At 70.6% G+C, this 15,414-nt stretch carries 11 protein-coding genes; 5 read left to right on the forward strand and 6 right to left on the reverse strand.

Annotated elements, in window-relative coordinates; all coding sequences use genetic code 11:
- Nucleotides 1-688: 688 nt before the first annotated feature.
- Both CLV40_RS23430 and CLV40_RS23435 read left to right on the forward strand, forming a co-directional pair.
- Nucleotides 689-3,823 (forward strand): S8 family peptidase, encoded by a 3,135-nt coding sequence (locus CLV40_RS23430; protein ID WP_181043683.1) that lies wholly within the window; start codon nucleotides 689-691, stop codon nucleotides 3,821-3,823.
- A 183-nt stretch (nucleotides 3,824-4,006) separates the two neighbouring features.
- Nucleotides 4,007-5,257 (forward strand): S8 family peptidase, encoded by a 1,251-nt coding sequence (locus CLV40_RS23435; protein ID WP_104481139.1) that lies wholly within the window; start codon nucleotides 4,007-4,009, stop codon nucleotides 5,255-5,257.
- A gap of 57 nt (nucleotides 5,258-5,314) precedes the next feature.
- Here CLV40_RS23435 and CLV40_RS23440 read toward each other — a convergent pair whose 3' ends face one another.
- The 3 genes from CLV40_RS23440 to CLV40_RS23450 form a co-directional block, all read right to left on the reverse strand.
- A complete protein-coding gene (locus tag CLV40_RS23440; RefSeq protein ID WP_245931509.1) occupies nucleotides 5,315-6,877 on the reverse strand; it encodes an MFS transporter in 1,563 nt (520 codons plus the stop codon).
- 18 nt (nucleotides 6,878-6,895) lie between these two features.
- Nucleotides 6,896-7,330, reverse strand: a complete 435-nt coding sequence (locus CLV40_RS23445) for a MarR family winged helix-turn-helix transcriptional regulator (RefSeq protein ID WP_104481140.1) — start codon at nucleotides 7,328-7,330, stop codon at nucleotides 6,896-6,898.
- A gap of 967 nt (nucleotides 7,331-8,297) precedes the next feature.
- Nucleotides 8,298-8,774, reverse strand: coding sequence for a MarR family winged helix-turn-helix transcriptional regulator (locus CLV40_RS23450; RefSeq protein ID WP_219824084.1), 477 nt, complete (start codon nucleotides 8,772-8,774; stop codon nucleotides 8,298-8,300).
- Nucleotides 8,775-8,956: 182 nt separating this feature from the next.
- On the opposite strand from CLV40_RS23450, the gene CLV40_RS23455 reads away from it, so the two are divergent.
- Nucleotides 8,957-9,679 (forward strand): Crp/Fnr family transcriptional regulator, encoded by a 723-nt coding sequence (locus CLV40_RS23455; RefSeq protein ID WP_104481142.1) that lies wholly within the window; start codon nucleotides 8,957-8,959, stop codon nucleotides 9,677-9,679.
- Here CLV40_RS23455 and CLV40_RS23460 read toward each other — a convergent pair.
- Both CLV40_RS23460 and CLV40_RS23465 read right to left on the reverse strand, forming a co-directional pair.
- Complete coding sequence (locus CLV40_RS23460) at nucleotides 9,654-10,973, reverse strand: P-loop NTPase family protein (protein WP_104481143.1); 1,320 nt, start codon at nucleotides 10,971-10,973, stop codon at nucleotides 9,654-9,656. The genes CLV40_RS23455 and CLV40_RS23460 overlap by 26 nt on opposite strands.
- Before the next feature lie 208 nt (nucleotides 10,974-11,181).
- Complete coding sequence (locus CLV40_RS23465) at nucleotides 11,182-11,499, reverse strand: ArsR/SmtB family transcription factor (protein ID WP_104481144.1); 318 nt, start codon at nucleotides 11,497-11,499, stop codon at nucleotides 11,182-11,184.
- Nucleotides 11,500-11,588: 89 nt separating this feature from the next.
- On the opposite strand from CLV40_RS23465, the gene CLV40_RS23470 reads away from it, so the two are divergent.
- Nucleotides 11,589-12,752, forward strand: coding sequence for an MFS transporter (locus CLV40_RS23470; RefSeq protein WP_104481145.1), 1,164 nt, complete (start codon nucleotides 11,589-11,591; stop codon nucleotides 12,750-12,752).
- Nucleotides 12,753-12,835: 83 nt separating this feature from the next.
- On the opposite strand, the gene CLV40_RS23475 is transcribed toward CLV40_RS23470, so the two are convergent.
- Nucleotides 12,836-13,117: an early set domain-containing protein gene (locus tag CLV40_RS23475; RefSeq protein ID WP_104481146.1), complete on the reverse strand. Its 282-nt coding sequence runs from the start codon at nucleotides 13,115-13,117 to the stop codon at nucleotides 12,836-12,838.
- An 841-nt stretch (nucleotides 13,118-13,958) separates the two neighbouring features.
- Here CLV40_RS23475 and CLV40_RS23480 point away from each other — a divergent pair.
- Nucleotides 13,959-15,278, forward strand: a complete 1,320-nt coding sequence (locus CLV40_RS23480; protein ID WP_104481147.1) for a serine hydrolase domain-containing protein — start codon at nucleotides 13,959-13,961, stop codon at nucleotides 15,276-15,278.
- The last annotated feature ends 136 nt before the right edge of the window (nucleotides 15,279-15,414 follow it).

The following is a 15,414-nucleotide window of genomic DNA, read 5'->3' on the forward strand; positions in this document are numbered from 1 at the left end:
GGGCGGGGGATGTGTCGAGGGAGGCTCGGGATCGAGGAGGGGAGAGGTGGAGCGAGGGAGTGGAGGACAGAGGTAGAGCGAGGGGAATGGCGAAGAGGAGGGGGCAGAGAGGGGGTGATGAGAGAGAAGTGGGGAAGTGGGTGGCGCCGAGGGGGAAGGGAAAGGGGAACGTGTGGCGTAGGAGCGAGATGGGACTGGAAGACGCAGGGGCGGATGGGGTGTGCCGAGGAGAGGCTCGGGGGAGAGGAGAGGAGAGGAGAGGAGAGGAGAGGAGAGGAGAGGAGAGGAGAGGAGAGGATGATCTTGATATGCCTCCGGCCCCCGAAATCCATTCTAGTGGGGAGGGGTGACAGTTCTCGGAGAAGCTGATCTTGGCTGTGGATAACTCCGGCGGGGGTGGGGATGGTTCTGGGAACGGCACCCTACGTTTGGACGCTGGTGTTGGGGTGGGGTTGGCGGCTTGGTTGGGGGGATGCGCAGACTCCTTGGGGTGGTTGCCGGGTTGTCCGTTGCCGTGTTCGGGTTGGGGGTGCCTGCGGCGGCTGAGGTGGGTGGCCAAGGGGATGTGGGGGGCTCCGGCGGGCGGTATCTGGGTGCCGTCACGTTGGTGACCGGGGATCGGGTCTCGGTTCGGGAGTTCGGGGATCGGCTCGTTCCGGCCGTTGATCCCGGGCCTGGGCGGGAGCACGTGCAGTTCGCTACGGCCGGGGTGGGGGATCGGCTGGATGTGGTGCCTTCGGATGCCTGGGGTGGGTTGCGGGAGGGGGTGCTTGATCCGCGGTTGTTCGATGTGGCCGCGCTGTTGCGGGGTGGGTATGGGGATGGGGATCGGGACGATGTGCCGCTGATCCTGCCTGCGGGGGCGCCCGGGGTTGGGGTGGCGTTGGGGGCTGTGGGTGGGAAGGCCGTTGCCGTTCCCAAGGGGGATGTGGCGGGGTTTTGGGAAGAGCTGGCCAGGAACCGGGGTGGGGGGCGGGTTTGGCTCGATGGGATGCGTCGGCCCAGCCTTGATGTGAGTGTGCCGCAGATCGGGGCGCCTGCCGCCTGGAAGTCGGGGTGGACGGGGAAGGGGGTGCAGGTCGCGGTGCTCGATACCGGGATCGATGCGACTCACCCGGACTTGCGTCGGCGGATCGCGGCGTCGAAGGACTTTACGGGGGAGGGGGGTGAGGATGCCGACAAGGACGGGCATGGGACGCATGTCGCGTCGACGATCGCGGGGACCGGGGCGGCGTCCAGTGGGAAATACGTGGGGGTGGCGCCGGATGCTCGGTTGCTGGTGGGGAAGGTTTGCGGGAGCTGGGGGTGTCCTGAGTCGGCGATCTTGGCGGGGATCCAGTGGGCGGTGGACTCCGGTGTCAAGATCATCAATCTGAGCTTGGGTGGGACCGATTCCGAGGCTGTGGATCCGTTGGAGGAGGCGGTGAATCGGTTGAGTGATCGTGCCTTGTTCGTTGTGGCGGCGGGGAACGATGGTGGGTATGGGGCTGAGACGGTGTCGTCGCCTGCCAGTGCGGACGCGGCGTTGGCGGTGGGGGCGGTGGACAAGTCCGATCGGATGGCGAGTTTTTCCGGGCGGGGGCCTCGGGTGGGGGATGCCGGGGTCAAGCCGGAGATCGTGGCGCCGGGGGTGAACATCACGGCTGCTCGGTCGAAGTACTCGGCGTTGGGGAAGAAGCGGGATCGGTATGTCTCGCTTGGGGGGACGTCCATGGCTACGCCGCATGTGGCTGGGTCGGCTGCCTTGTTGTTGCAGCGGCATCCGGAGTGGACTGGGCAGCGGTTGAAGGCGGCGTTGGTGGCGTCGGCCAAGCGGTTGGATGGGGTGGGGGCGTTTGAGCAAGGGGCGGGGCGGGTTGATGTCTCGCGTGCGGTGAACCAGGTTGGGTATGCCGAGCCCAGTGTGGTGTCGGTGGGGCGGCAGAGTTGGCCGCATGAGGATGATCCGGTTGTGGTGAAGGAGGTTTCGTACGTCAATACGGCGGATGTGCCGTTGGTGTTGAGGTTGTCGGTGGAGGGGGGAACGGCGGGATGGGGAGCGGCGGGAAGAGGAGTGCCGGAGAGGGGCGCGGCTGAAGGATGGGCTGCGGATGGGGGAGCGCCGAAGGGGGGAACGCCGGAGAAGAAGGCGGGGAGGGGAGTGTTGGAAGGGGGAGTGCCGGAGGGGATGTTTGTGCTTTCCGGGCGGGAGATCACCGTGCCGCCGCGGGGGAAGGCGGGGGTCAAGGTCGCGGTGGATACGAGGTTGGGGGACGTGGAGGGGGTGCATAGTGCGTGGATCGTGGCCGAGGGGGGTACGGAGAGGATCACTACGCCGGTCGCGGTTGATCGGGAGGCGGAGAGTTATGACTTGGCGGTGAAGGCGTTGGATGACAAGGGGGTGGTGACGGATAGCAATTACACTTTGCTGTGGGGGGTGGACGCGTATCGGTTCCGTCCTATTTGGACTATGGGTGGGGCTGGGAAGGTTCGGGTTCGGCGGGGGACTTATCATGTGGATACCGTGGTTTCCACGTATTTGCCGGATGGGTTGATCGCGTCGCGCAAGGTTGTGCGGCCTTCGGTGTCGGTTACCGGGGATACTGCTGTGGTGTTGGATTCTGGGGCGGCGCGGCAGATTCGGGTGGAATTTGCGCGGGCGGGGGTGCGGTCGCGGGCTGTGGGGGCCGGTTATGCGCGGCGGATGCCTTGGGGGAATTTGTATGCCGGGATTATCGGGGACAGTTTGGATCGGATCTACACGGCGCAGGTTGGGGGGCCTGTGTCCACTGTGGTGGCCGATATCGGAGGCGGGTTCTATGTTCCCGATGCTGCGGGTGGGGTCGAGGGGTCTACGGTGACGTACAACCTCGCCTGGTTCCAGGCCGGGGAGTTGCCTACGGGGTTCAGTCGGCGGGTTGAGGACGAGCCGTTGGCTCGAGTTGAGTCGACCTATCGGCAGGTGCAGAACAAGCGGTCTGGGACGAAGTTGTGGTTGGTGTCGGATCCGGTGTTCCGCAGTGGGTCGGGATATGGGTTGCCGGTGGCGCTTCCGTTGACGCGTACGGAGTTCTATGACCCGAGGGCGGGTGATTGGGCGGTGGAGTTCCAGCAGTGGCGGGTGGTGCGCAAGCAGATCGTCACCGACTTCGTGTCAGGGGACGAGAAGGTGCGGCATGAGCCTGGGCAGGTCTACCGCGAGGACTGGAACTCGGCGGTGATCGGGCCCGGGTTGCCGCGCAACGGGCTCGCGGTGCGGATCAACGACACGATCTCGCTGGGGGTGCCGCTGTTCACGGACTCGCCGCGGCGGGTGGGTAGTTCGACGATCGAGTCGGCGGCCACCGCGCTCTACCGGGACGGGCAGTTGGTCGGGCAGACGAACCAGCCGGGGCAGGGGGTGTTCGAGGTGCCGGAGCAGTCGGCGTCCTACCGGTTGGAGACGACGGCTTCGCGGGCGGCGCCCTTGAGTCCTCGGGTGTCGGCGGTGTGGAGCTTCACGTCGGCTCGGCCTCAGGCGCGCAAGGGTGGGGTGCAGCTGCCGCTGCTGGCGGTTCGGTTCGGGCCGGAGGGCTTGGACTCGCGCAACCATGCGACGGGGCGGTCCGTACGGACTACGGTTCAGGTGGGGCGTCAGCCGGACCTGCCTGCCGTGCCGATCGTGCAAACGACCGTGTCCGCGTCCTTCGATGATGGAACGACCTGGGTGGACGTGCCGGTGGTTGACGGCGTGGTGACCGTGACCCACCCGCGCGGCACCAGGTTCGTGTCCCTGCGGGCGAAGGCGGTCGACGCGCAGGGGAGCGCGGTGGAGCAGACGGTGGTCCGCGCCTACGGGACCTGAGGTCCGGTCGTCCGATGAGTCTACTGTGGACCAGTGGACTTCTCGGACCACCAAGGCTTCCACCATCCGGTCGGTGGCGGTGCGCCGGTGGGCGGCTACGCGCCGGTCGCAACCGAGCCACAACCCCCGTGCGCTGTGCTCGAGCCTCGCTGTGGTTTCCCTGATCCCAGGAGGCTTTTCGAGATGAGCTCGCGAACGCGGAGGTTGGGCAAGAGAGTGGCGGTGGCCGCCGCGGCGGTCGCCGTGGTGTCCTCCGGCATCGGTGGGGCGGGCCCGGTGTCGGCGGCGCCGCCCGCGCCGACCAAGATCGGCGTGGTGCAGTACGCGGGCACCGCCGCCGCCGTGCCCGACAGCTACATCGTCGTCCTGGCCGACGACAACGCCTCGGCCGACGTGGTGAAGCGCCGGGCCACCGAGATCACCCAGAAGTACGGGGTGACGGTGACGGCTTCCTACTACACCGCCCTGCGCGGGTTCGCGGTCAAGGGCTCGGAGGACGCCGCGAAGCGGATCGCCACCGACACCGCGTACAAGCTCATCGCCCAGGACCAGGAGGTGACCACGCAGGCGCTGGCCGTGCAGGTGGGGCCGCCGTCGTGGGGCCTGAACCGGATCGACCAGCGGTCGCTGCCGCTGGACACCAAGTACCACTACCCGAACACCGCGCCGTCGATCTACGCCTACATCATCGACACCGGCATCCGGTACACGCACCAGGAGTTCGGCGGCCGGGCCATCTACGGCATCGACACCATCGGCGGGACCTTCCCGCCCGGCAACGACTGCAACGGCCACGGCACGCACGTCGCCGGGACCGTCGGCGGCACCACGACCGGTGTGGCCAAGCAGGTGCAGCTGGTGTCGGTGCGGGTGCTCGACTGCGCGGGCGCGGGCACGTACGCCGGTGTCATCGCGGGCGTCGACTGGGTCACCAACGACACGATCCTCAACGGGCGCAAGGCCGTGGCGAACATGAGCCTCGGCGGCGGCACCTTCGCGCCGCTGAACATGGCGGTGACCAACTCGGTCGCGGCCAACGTGCACTACTCGGTGGCGGCGGGCAACTCCAACGCCAACGCCTGCTCGTTCTCGCCCGCGAGCACGCCCGCGGCGACGACGGTCGGTTCCACGGACCCCAACGACGCGCGGTCGTCGTTCTCGAACTGGGGACCGTGCGTGGACCTGTTCGCGCCGGGCCGCAACATCGTGTCGGCGTGGGCGACCGCGGACAACGCCTACCAGACGTTGAGCGGGACGTCGATGGCCTCGCCGCACGTGGCGGGCACGGCAGCCCTGTGGCGGCAGCGGTTCCCCGGTGACACCGCCTGGCAGACGGCCACCGCGCTGGCGGGCAACGCGACGCCCGGTGTCGTGGTCGGCCCGGGTGCCGGGTCGCCGAACCTGTTGCTGTTCATGGGGATGGTCCCGGCCTGAGGCTGAGGGGTGAGGTGACCGTGCCCGGCGGGGGCATCCGCCGGGCACGGTTTTCCCCTACGCGGTGGCCTCTTCGCGTTGGCGTTCGAGGCCGGACTGGGTGCGCAACGGGGTCTCCTTGATGGCGGCGATGGCCACGACCGTGATGATCGACAGGGCGGCGGCGATCAGGAGGATGGTGGCGGTGCCGTCCCCGTAGGCCGCGCGGACGATGTCGGCGACGAACGGCGGGAGTTCGTTCAGGGAACCGATTCCCGCGCTGCCCGTGCCCGCCGGGACGGTGACGCCCGCCTCGGTGAGCCCCTGCGCGGTGAGGTCGCCGACGCGGGAGGCGAGGATCGCGCCGAGCACCGACACGCCGACGGTTCCGCCCAGCGAACGGAAGAACGCGACCGTGGAGCTGGCGGCGCCGAGGTCGCTCGGCGCGACGGCGTTCTGCACGACCAGCACCAGGTTCTGCATCGTCATGCCCATGCCGACCCCGAGGACGAACAGGAACACGCCCATGACGGCCATGTCGGTGGTGTGGTCGATCGTGCCCAGCAGGCCGAAGCCCGCCACCATCAGCACCGCGCCCGCGACCAGGAACGCCTTCCAGCGGCCGAGTCTGGTGATCAGGATGCCGGACAGCGTCGACGACAGCATCGAGCCGACGATCATCGGCAGGGTCAACAGGCCCGCTGCGGTCGGGGAGTACCCGCGCGCGATCTGGAAGTACTGACCGAGGAAGACCGCGCCGCCGAAGAGCGCGGTGCCGACGGCGATGCTGGCGACGGTGGCCAGCGCGGTGGTGCGGTCGCGGAACAGGCGCAACGGGATGATCGGCTCGACCGCGCGCGACTCCACCCAGATCGCGAGGGCGAGCAGCGCGACCCCGGTGCCCGCGAGGAGCAGTGACGTGCCGGAGCCCCAGGCGAACTCGCCGCCCGCCAGCGTGATCCAGATCAGCAGGTCGCTCACGCCCGCGGCGATCAGCGCGGCGCCCAGGTAGTCGACCTGCACCGCGCGCTTGGCGACCGGCAGGTTCAAGGTCCGCTGCACGACGAGCAGCGAGACGACCGCCAGCGGTACGCAGACGAAGAAGCACCAGCGCCAGCCCAGCCAGCTCGTGTCCACGATGACGCCGCCGAGCAGCGGGCCCGCGACGGTCGCCACGGACATGACGGCGGCGATCGGGCCGCTGTACTTGCCGCGCTCGCGGGGGCTGATCATCGCCGCGATCACGATGACCACCAGGGACTGCAGCCCGCCGAGGCCGAGGCCCTGCAGCGCGCGCCAGACGATGAGCGTGTCGACCGACTGGGCGAAGCCCGCGAGGACCGAGCCCGCGGTGAAGACGCCGATGGCGAGCTGGACCAGGAGCTTCTTGCTGACGAGGTCGGAGAGCTTGCCCCAGATCGGGGTGCTGGCGGTGGAGGCGAGCAGGGCGGCGGTGATGACCCAGGTGTACTGGCGCTGGGAGCCGTGCAGGTCGCGGATGATCGTGGGCAGGGCGTTGGACACGATGGTGGACGACAGGAACGCGGTGAGCATCGCCAGCAGCAGGCCGGTGAGCGCCTCGATGACCCTGCGGTGGTCCATCCGTCCGGTCTCCTCGGCGGACATCGGTTCAGGGGGCACGGCTGGACTCCTTGGTGGTTACGGGGTGTGGGCGCGGTGGACGTCGTCGGTGAGCCTGCGCAGGGCGGTGAGGAGCGCGGTCGCGTCGTCCTCGGACCAGGTGCGGAGGGCGGTGACGAGTAGCTCGGCGTGGCGTCTTTGGAGCTCGGCGAGGCGGGCCTGACCGGCGTCGGTGAGGCTGAGGAGCCAGGCGCGGCCGTCATGCGGGTCGGGGCGTCTCGCGACGAGGCCGTCCCTGGTCAGGAGGGTGACCTGGCGGCTGATGACGGAGGGGTCGACGGCCAGGAGGCAAGCGACTCGGCCCAGGCGTTGCTCGCCCGCGCGGTCGAGGAGGGTCAGGACGGCCACGGCGGACTGGGACTCGTCCGGGTGGTTGTGGTGGATGGTGCGGCCGAGTCGGAGGATCGCTCGGAGCGCGTCGATGAGGCCGGTGGCGGTCTCGGTGGCGATCATGCCGCCTCCCCGGGGAAGTTGATAGTTGCAACCATAAGGCGGTTGGTTGGTGTATGCAACTACTTCGTGGGGTGGTGGCGGTCACGGAGGGGGCGGGGGTGGTGGTGTTGGGCTGGTGGGAGGGCGATGAGGCGGCTGGGGTGAGGGCGGGAAGGAGGGCGCTGAGGCAGGGGGCGCGCGGTCACGTTGGGTGCGGAGAGGGAATCGGTGAACCGGAGGGCTGGGTGGGGAAAGAGGAGAGGTGGGGGCGCGGTGCGCGGAGGTGAGGACCCGGCGGGGAGCGCGGAGCGGCAGGCGGCTGGGGGTGAGGAGGTGGGCGGGGGAATCGGTTGGGGAGGAGGGCTGGCGGTGCGCCGGGGGGTGGGGAGGGGAGCTATGGGATTGGGGTCGGGGACAAGGGGCGAGGGGGAACTCGGTGCGGGGAGGGGAAGGCGAAGAAGGTGTGGGAGGTGCGTTGTGGAGAGGCCGGAGGGCAGGCGTGGAAGAGGGAAGCCATCGGTGGGTCAGCGGCGGGTGCTGAGCGGGATGGAAGGAGGGATGGCGGCCTAGTGGAGCGGCAGATGGGGAGTTTGGCGGGCCGGCCAGGTGGGAGAAGTGGGCGCGCGGTGCGGGCTGAGAAGGGGGAGCGAGGCGGGGTGGCAGAGAAGGAGTGGGCGATGTGAGGGTGGACCGGCGGGTGGGGCAGGGCAGTGGCGCGGCGCGGGACGGAAGGCGTGGGTGCGGCGGGATGGCTGAGCAGGAGAGGGGCATGTTGAGGGCGTGGACCGACGGGGCTGTGCGGAAAGCGAGGCGGGGAGTTCGGCGGGGTGACCGAGCAGGGAAAGGTGAAGGGCGGACCGGCGGGTGAGGCTGGCGGCGGGGAAGCGGGTGCGGCGGAGAAGGGGGCAGGGAAGGGGGAAGCGGGTGCGGCGGAGTGGCCAAGCAGGACGGGGCGGGGTTGGGGTCGGAGGTGAGAGCGGGGCGCTCGTCAGGTGATGTCGGAGTCGCCGAGGTTGTGGAGGAGGGTGGTGAGGGATTCGATGTCTTCCACGGGCCAGGTGGACAGGGCGGTGCGCCAGCGGGTGCGTTGGGCGGCCAGGACGGCTGTGACGCGGCCCCGGCCGTTCTCGGTGAGGGTGACCAGGCGGGCGCGGGCGTCGGCGGGGTCCGTGGCGCGTTCCAGCAGCCCCAGGCGGGCCGCTGCGTCCACCTGGCGGGTCACCGTGGACTTGTCCAACCCCATGGTCGAGGCCAGTTCGGACATCCGCAGCTCACCGGCGTGGAACAGGAGCACCAACAGCGGGTACGCCGTGGGGTCCAGCTTCGGGTGGATGGCCCTGGCCGACGTCCGGGCGACCGTGCGGCCGCGGCGCCAGAGGGCGGCGAGTTCCGCTTCCAGGGCTGGTAGGGCGTCCTCGGCGCTCAGGGGTCCGCCTGCCTTTCCGGGTGTGTCCTGCAATTGCACGGCGGGCGACGAAGGATTGCCGTGTTCGCATGGGTGGGATGCCAATGGTAGTCCCGGGCCACCCAAGTGGACTGTTTCGCCTGGGCCGTTCAGGGGAGAGTCGCGCCAAGCCGACCACACCGCTCGGACAGGTGCGAAAGTGACACCGGCAAAGTCTGTCGACCACGGGGATCGGTGGGCCGATGACACTGGCGAGCCGGTGGCCCCCGGCGAGTCTGCTGGGTGGTCTGGACGACCGCGTCCGCCGGGACATGCTGTCCCTCGGCCAGTCCGTCCGGGTGCGCGACGGTGACCGCCTCCTCCGCGCGGGGGACCCGGCCACCCACGTCTACCTGCTGCTGCTCGGCTGGTTCAAGGTGCACGCCAGCCGCGCGACGGGGGACGAGGCGCTGATCGCCGTGCGGTCGGGGGGTGACCTGGTCGGCGAGTTGGCGGCCTTCGACGCCAAACCCCGGGCCGTGTCGGTGCGGGCGGTCGGGCCGGGCGTGGTGCGGCGCATCGAGCGCGAGGACTTCCTCGCCTTCCTCACCGCGCACGGCGGCGCGTTGCGGGCCGTTTTGCGTGCCGTGTCGGCGAAGCAGCGGTGGACCACGCGCAGGCTCTCGGAGCTGACCGGGGCCGCCGTCGACCGGCGCGTCGCCTGCGTCCTGGCCGAACTGGTCGAGAAGGACCCGCCGCCGGACAGCGGCGGCACCGTGCCGGTCCGGCTGAGCCAACCCGAACTCGCCGCGCTGTCGGGGACGTCGGTGCCGTCCGTGCAGCGCGTGCTGCGCCGGTTCCGCAAGGACGGTCTGGTCGAGACCCGCTACCGGCGGGTGGTCGTCACCGACGTCCCGGCGCTGGTCAGGTACGCCGGCGTGGAGTCCTTTGTGGACATCTTCACGACGACCGCAGAGCCGCGTTGATGCTGCCCGCCAGCGCGGTCGCCGCCCGCGCCAGGGTGTGCCAGTCGACCCGCTGCTCGCGCTCGCCGGAGTTCTCCCTGGCCACCGCCCAGGCGCGCTGCCGGTCGACCAGGTCGGCGAACAGCGGCTCGTAGGCGGCGTCGAGCAGCTTCCACGCCTGCCGCACCACCACCCCCGCGCAGCCCTCCACCACCTGGTCCAGCGCGTCCCCCGCGACCACGGCCGGGAGCCTGCTCTCCGCGTCGCCGCCGCGGGCCACCACCTCGCCCAGCACGCCGTCCTCCGACGAGGCTGCCACGCGCAGCGTCAGCGCGCCCATCGGCCGCGCGGCCTCGCCGTCCGGGTGCAGCCGCCGCACCTCGGACTCCAACCAGGATGCGTCGGAGGTGAAACCGGACAGGATGAGCCGCTCGGTCCGCTCCGCCTGCGCCACCAACTCCGCGCGCAGCAGGTCGACCAGCTCCCCGCGCCACCAGGTCTTCGCGTCCAGGGTCCGCGCCCGCTCGGCGCGCAGCCTGCCCAGGGCCGCGACTCGGGCCGTGCGCAGCGTGTCCCCGACCCTCCCGATCAGCCCCAGCTGCCGCGCGGCCAGCTGCGACCGCAGCAGGTCCCACGCCCGGTTCGCACTCGCGTCCGGGTCGAACTCCGCCGACTGGACACTGTGGACGCGCCGGGCGTCGGCGATGGTCTCCGTGGCGCTCGTGGCCATCGCCGTGCACTGGTCGGCGACCTGGGCCGCGATCCGCCGGGCGCGCAGCCGCGCGCGTTCCGGGACCGGCGCCGAGTCGGCGACGAACGACCGGATCGCCGTGCGCGCCGGGTCGTCGGGCGCGGGCCCCGGACCGGACAGCAGGATGACCCGACCCGTGCGGGCGCTGGTGTGGCTGAGCACGCGGCCGCGCTCGGCCGGGCCGACGCGGTCGAGCATGGTGACCACCACGGCGACCGACGGCACGTGCGCGGCGACCGCGTCCTCGAGCAGCCGCGCCTGCGCCGCGCCCCAGACCCCGGTGGCGGGCACGGTCAGCAGCACCCCGTCGGTGTCGGTGACCGCTTCGAGCGGCGGCCCGCCGGGTTCCCACGGGGCCTCGACCACCTCCACGCCGGGCAGTCCCTCGCGGCCGAGCAGCCGGGTGATCAACGTTGTCTTCCCCGCACCCGGCTCCCCGACCACGGTGACCCGCCACGCCTGCCGCTCCCGGCCCGCCGAGAGCCGCTCGACCGCGTTCGCGGTGCGGGTGCGGCCGTGCTCCGCGGCCAGGCGCGCGGCCTCCCGCAACCACCGCGGTGTCATCGTGATGATCTCGCGGCTCTCGATGGTGCCTGCTCCCTCGCGCGTCGCGACCCACTGCGCGACATCATGAGCCGGTTCGCGGGCGCGGATGCCATCACCGGACGGGATCGACCCAACTGCCGCACATTCGACCGTTCGCCGTACGGTTCGCTTACCGTGCGTGGCCGCCGCCAGCGCGTCGCAACCGCGATCCGGCGGCTGGTCGCCGCTAGTGCGGGGCGCGCAGGACGACGTCGAGCAGGCCGGGGTACAGCGCGTCCAGGTCCGCGCGGCGCAGGCTGGTCAGCCGGGCGGTGCCGCTGGGCCGGATCCGGACCACCCCCGCCTCCCGCAGCGTGCGCAGGTGGTGGGTGCGGGTCGACTTGCTGATCGGCAGGTCGATCGAGCCGCAGGCCACCTCGTCGTCGATCCGCGCCAGCTCGCGGACCATGTGCAGCCGCATCGGGTCGGCGAGGGCGTGCAGGACCGGGACGAGGCGGATGTCCTCGCGGTCCGGGTGCGGCAGTTCTTCGGCCATACCGGACATCGTACCCCTTAGTACGACGTCTCTCGTAGTTCGGCTATCGCCGTAGTACGATGAGCGTCGTACCAAATCCCGGTCCAAGGGGGACATCCATGACCGCACGCACGTACCTGCTGGCCGCGGGCGCGTTCACGGTGGGCACCAGCGGGTACATCATCTCCGGGCTGCTCCCGCAGGTGAGCCGCGAGCTGGGCGTCACCACCTCCGTCGCGGGCCAGTTGGTCACCGCGTTCGCCATCGCCTACGCGATCGCCTCGCCGGTCCTGGCCACGGTCACCGGCCGTTGGGAGCGCAAGCGGCTGGCGGTGACCGCGCTGGGCGTCAGCGCGCTGGGCAACGCGCTGTCCGCGCTGGCCCCGACCTACGAGCTGCTGCTGGGCGCGCGGGTGGTCAGCGCGCTGGGCGCGGCGGTGTTCACCCCGGTGGCCGTCGCCGTGGCCACCACGATCAACCCGCCCGAGCGGCGCGGCCGGGTGGTCGCCATCGTCTTCGGCGGCCTCACCTTCGCACTGATCATCGGCGTGCCCGCGGGCAACGTCCTCGGTGGACCGCTCGGCTACCAGGGGGTCTTCGCGCTGGTGGCGGGTGTCTCCGCGCTCGCCGCGGTGGCGTGCGCGGTCTGGTTGCCGACGGTGGCGGCGCCGCCCGCGGTCGGCCTGCGCGAGCGGTTCTCCGTGCTGGGCGACGGCCGGGTGCGGCTGGTGCTGAGCATGACCGTGCTCGGCTGCCTCTCCGCGTTCAGCGTCTTCACCTTCCTGGCGCCGCTGCTGGCCGACACCGCCGATCTGCGCGGCGGGGTCATCAGCCTGATGCTGCTCGCCTACGGCCTCGGCGGCGCGATCGGCAACACGCTCGGCGGTCGGCTGACCGACCGCTACGGCAGCCGGGGCCTGCTGCGCTACGTCTTCGTCGCCTACGTGCTGGTGATGGGCACGCTCACGCTGACCGCGGTCAGCGCGGTCTCGGCGGCGGTGGCGCTGTTCGCCTGGGGGCTGATCACCTGGTCGGTCAACCCGCCGATCCAGAACTGGCTCATCGAGCTGGCGCCCGGCAGCGCGGGTCTACTGCTGTCGATCAACGCGTCGGCGATCTACCTGGGGGTCGGGCTTTCCGGGGTCGTCGGCGGTGTGGTCGTGGGCGCGTGGGGGGTTTCGGCCCTGCCCGTGGTCGGCGCGGCGATCGGCTCGCTGGCGTTCGTGTGCCTGGTGCTGGCCGGGCGGTCCACGGTGGCCGAGCGCGAGCTGGTCGCCGCCTGAGCCGTCGCCCGTTCCGTCCACCGCGGACGAAAGGCCCCGCCGCTCGGCGGGGCCTTTCGTCGTCCTGGTCCGGTTGCGGTGCCTCAGACCGTGATGTGCGGGTTGCCCTCGACGTCCCGCGCGGTGACGGCGGGGTCGTCGGTCCACACGCCGCCCTGGGTGAGGTAGCGGAAGGACAGCGAACTGCCCGCGGGCAGCACGATCGAGCTGGACCGCTTGCCGTTGGAGCGGGCGCGCAGCGGGTGCAGGCCGGGTGTCCAGCCGTTGAAGCAGCCGACCACGCTCGTCGGCCCGGGCGGGTCGTCGCGGTCCAGGGTGAAGGTGACCCGGACCTTGTCGAACGGCAGAGACCTGGTGCTGATCATCCGGAGACGGTTCCCCCTCGGGTCGGTGCTGGCTCAGCCTGCCAGGTTGCCCGCCCGGTCCGCCGCGCACCAGCCATGTCACCCGGACGTGTCCGGTAGCTATCCGCTAGGGCGCGTAGCGCACCAATAACCGGTGCCGGAGTGGGGCAAAGACCGAAGGTGGTTGAGAGGTCAAACACATTAGCTGGTCCCGGATTCCCAGATGCTGGTCCATCCGGCGCGGAATGTGGTGCGAATCTCGACGGCCCGACCGGTGGGTGTTACCGGGAGTCCGGTGTTCACAGAACTCGATAATCTATGTTATTGGATCGTCGAGATTGCCCGCCGAATGGCCGGATGCATGTGCAAGCTACCGCCGAGTATACCGTTCGGTCAACGCGAAAGAAGTTCAGTCACCGGCGACGAGGTGTGGAGTTGTTTGTACCAAAAGGAATGCTAAGTGACCACTGTGGACGGTGGAAACGCTCCCAACTGTCGGTGACTGGCGTCACAGCAACGGGCTAAACCCTCCCTCGTTGCGTCGCGAATATCTTTTGTGAATACGTCTATTGGACGTTCAAACGCGTTTGGCTGGATTTCGCCGTGGGTCATATAGCCATGCTATGGTTCTGCGATATAGGGGGTTTGATTGCTCCGTTCGGCGGTAGCTGGTCTGCTTGGCCGCTGGTCAACATTGTTTCCGCTCGACGATTGAATCGAGTGGCAACGGGGAACCTGGCACTAGGAGCTTGAGTGCTCCGGCAGGGCAATTGTTCCCCGCACCGATCCCCGCAGACCGCCCGTGCGCGACCACGAATCCCGCGCGTGCGCCCCACCGCGCTCTAACAACAGTGAGGACTCAATGGACGCATCCGTCAGAGCCGACCTGCGAGCCCGACTGGCGGCACTCGCCGCCGAGCACGCGGTCCCCGGAACGCAGTTGGTCATCCACCACGACGAGCGCACGTGGTCGGTCACCACGGGGGTGGCCCGACACGGTTGCGACACACCGATGACAGAGTCACACGCCGTGCCGGTCGGCTCGGTCACCAAGGTGGTGACCGCCGCCGCGGTGCTCGCCCTCGTCGGCGACGGCGACCTGGACCTCGACGAGCCGATGGTCGAGCAGGTCCCCGGCCTCGGCGCGCTGCCCGGGTTCGCCGGAGTGACACCGCGGCACCTGCTCAGCCACACCTCCGGTCTGCCGTCGGACACCGCGGAGGTGACCGCGCCCACGTTGCGGCGGCTGCTGCAGGAATCCGGCCACGCGCTGCGCCCGGTCGCCGCGCCGGGCACCGCGTTCTCCTACTCCAACGTCGGCTACCTGCTGCTGGGCCACGCGGTCGAGTTCGTGACCGGGATGGACTGGGCGGCGGCGGTCCGGGCGGTCGTGCTCGACCCGCTGGGCGTGCGCGCGAGCCTGGTCGTAGGGCCGGGCGCGGACGCGGGCGTGGTCAGCGGCCACACCGTGAACCGCTCCCGCGGCCTGGTCCGGCCGGTGGCGCAGTCGCTCACCGCCGTGCAGTCCGCGGCGGGCGCGCTGGCCATGAGCGCGACCGAACTGGTCCGGTTGGGACGCGCGCTGGCCGGGGCCGAGCCCAACGACCTGCTCGACCCCGGTTCGCTCAAGGAGATGCGCGGCGCCGCGCCCGGCGCGGAGCCGTTCGGCATGGCCGACGGCTGGGGCCTCGGGCTGGCCGTGTTCGGCTCCGGCGAGCTGACCGCGACCGGCCACGACGGCACCGGCGACGGCACCTCCGCGCACCTGCGGATGAACCCGTCCACCGGCACCGTGGTCGCCTTCACCGCCAACGCGGGCGCGGGCTACGCGCTCTGGCGGGAACTGGCGGCGGAACTACCCGCGTTCGGCGTCCCGATCGCCGACCACAACCCGGTTCCCGCGGTCGTGGAACCGGTCCCGGCGCCGCGCGGCTTCGCGGGCGCCTACGCCAACGGCGACACCGTCTACCGGGTTGCCGACGACCTGCGGCTCACCGTGGACGACGAGCCGTTCGCCGACCTGACCCCGTTGTCCGGCCTGCGGTTCGCCATGCGCGACTGCGACACCGGCGAGACCGACCAGGTGGGGCGGTTCCTGCCCGGCCCGGACGGCGCCCCGGCCTGGCTCCAGGTCGGCGGCAGGCTCGCCTGCCGCGTCGACGCGGTCTTGGCCGCGGCCTGACCGGGAGCCCCAGCACCACAACGCGGTAACCGCGAGCACAACCGGCACATCGAGCGGGACCCGCCCGGTCAAGGCGCACACGAGTGGCGCGACCGGCGGGTGCGACCCGCCCCCATCGGCAGGACCCTCCGCGCGT

Origin of the sequence: Actinokineospora auranticolor (genome assembly GCF_002934265.1) — a bacterium.
Lineage (GTDB): Bacteria > Actinomycetota > Actinomycetes > Mycobacteriales > Pseudonocardiaceae > Actinokineospora > Actinokineospora auranticolor.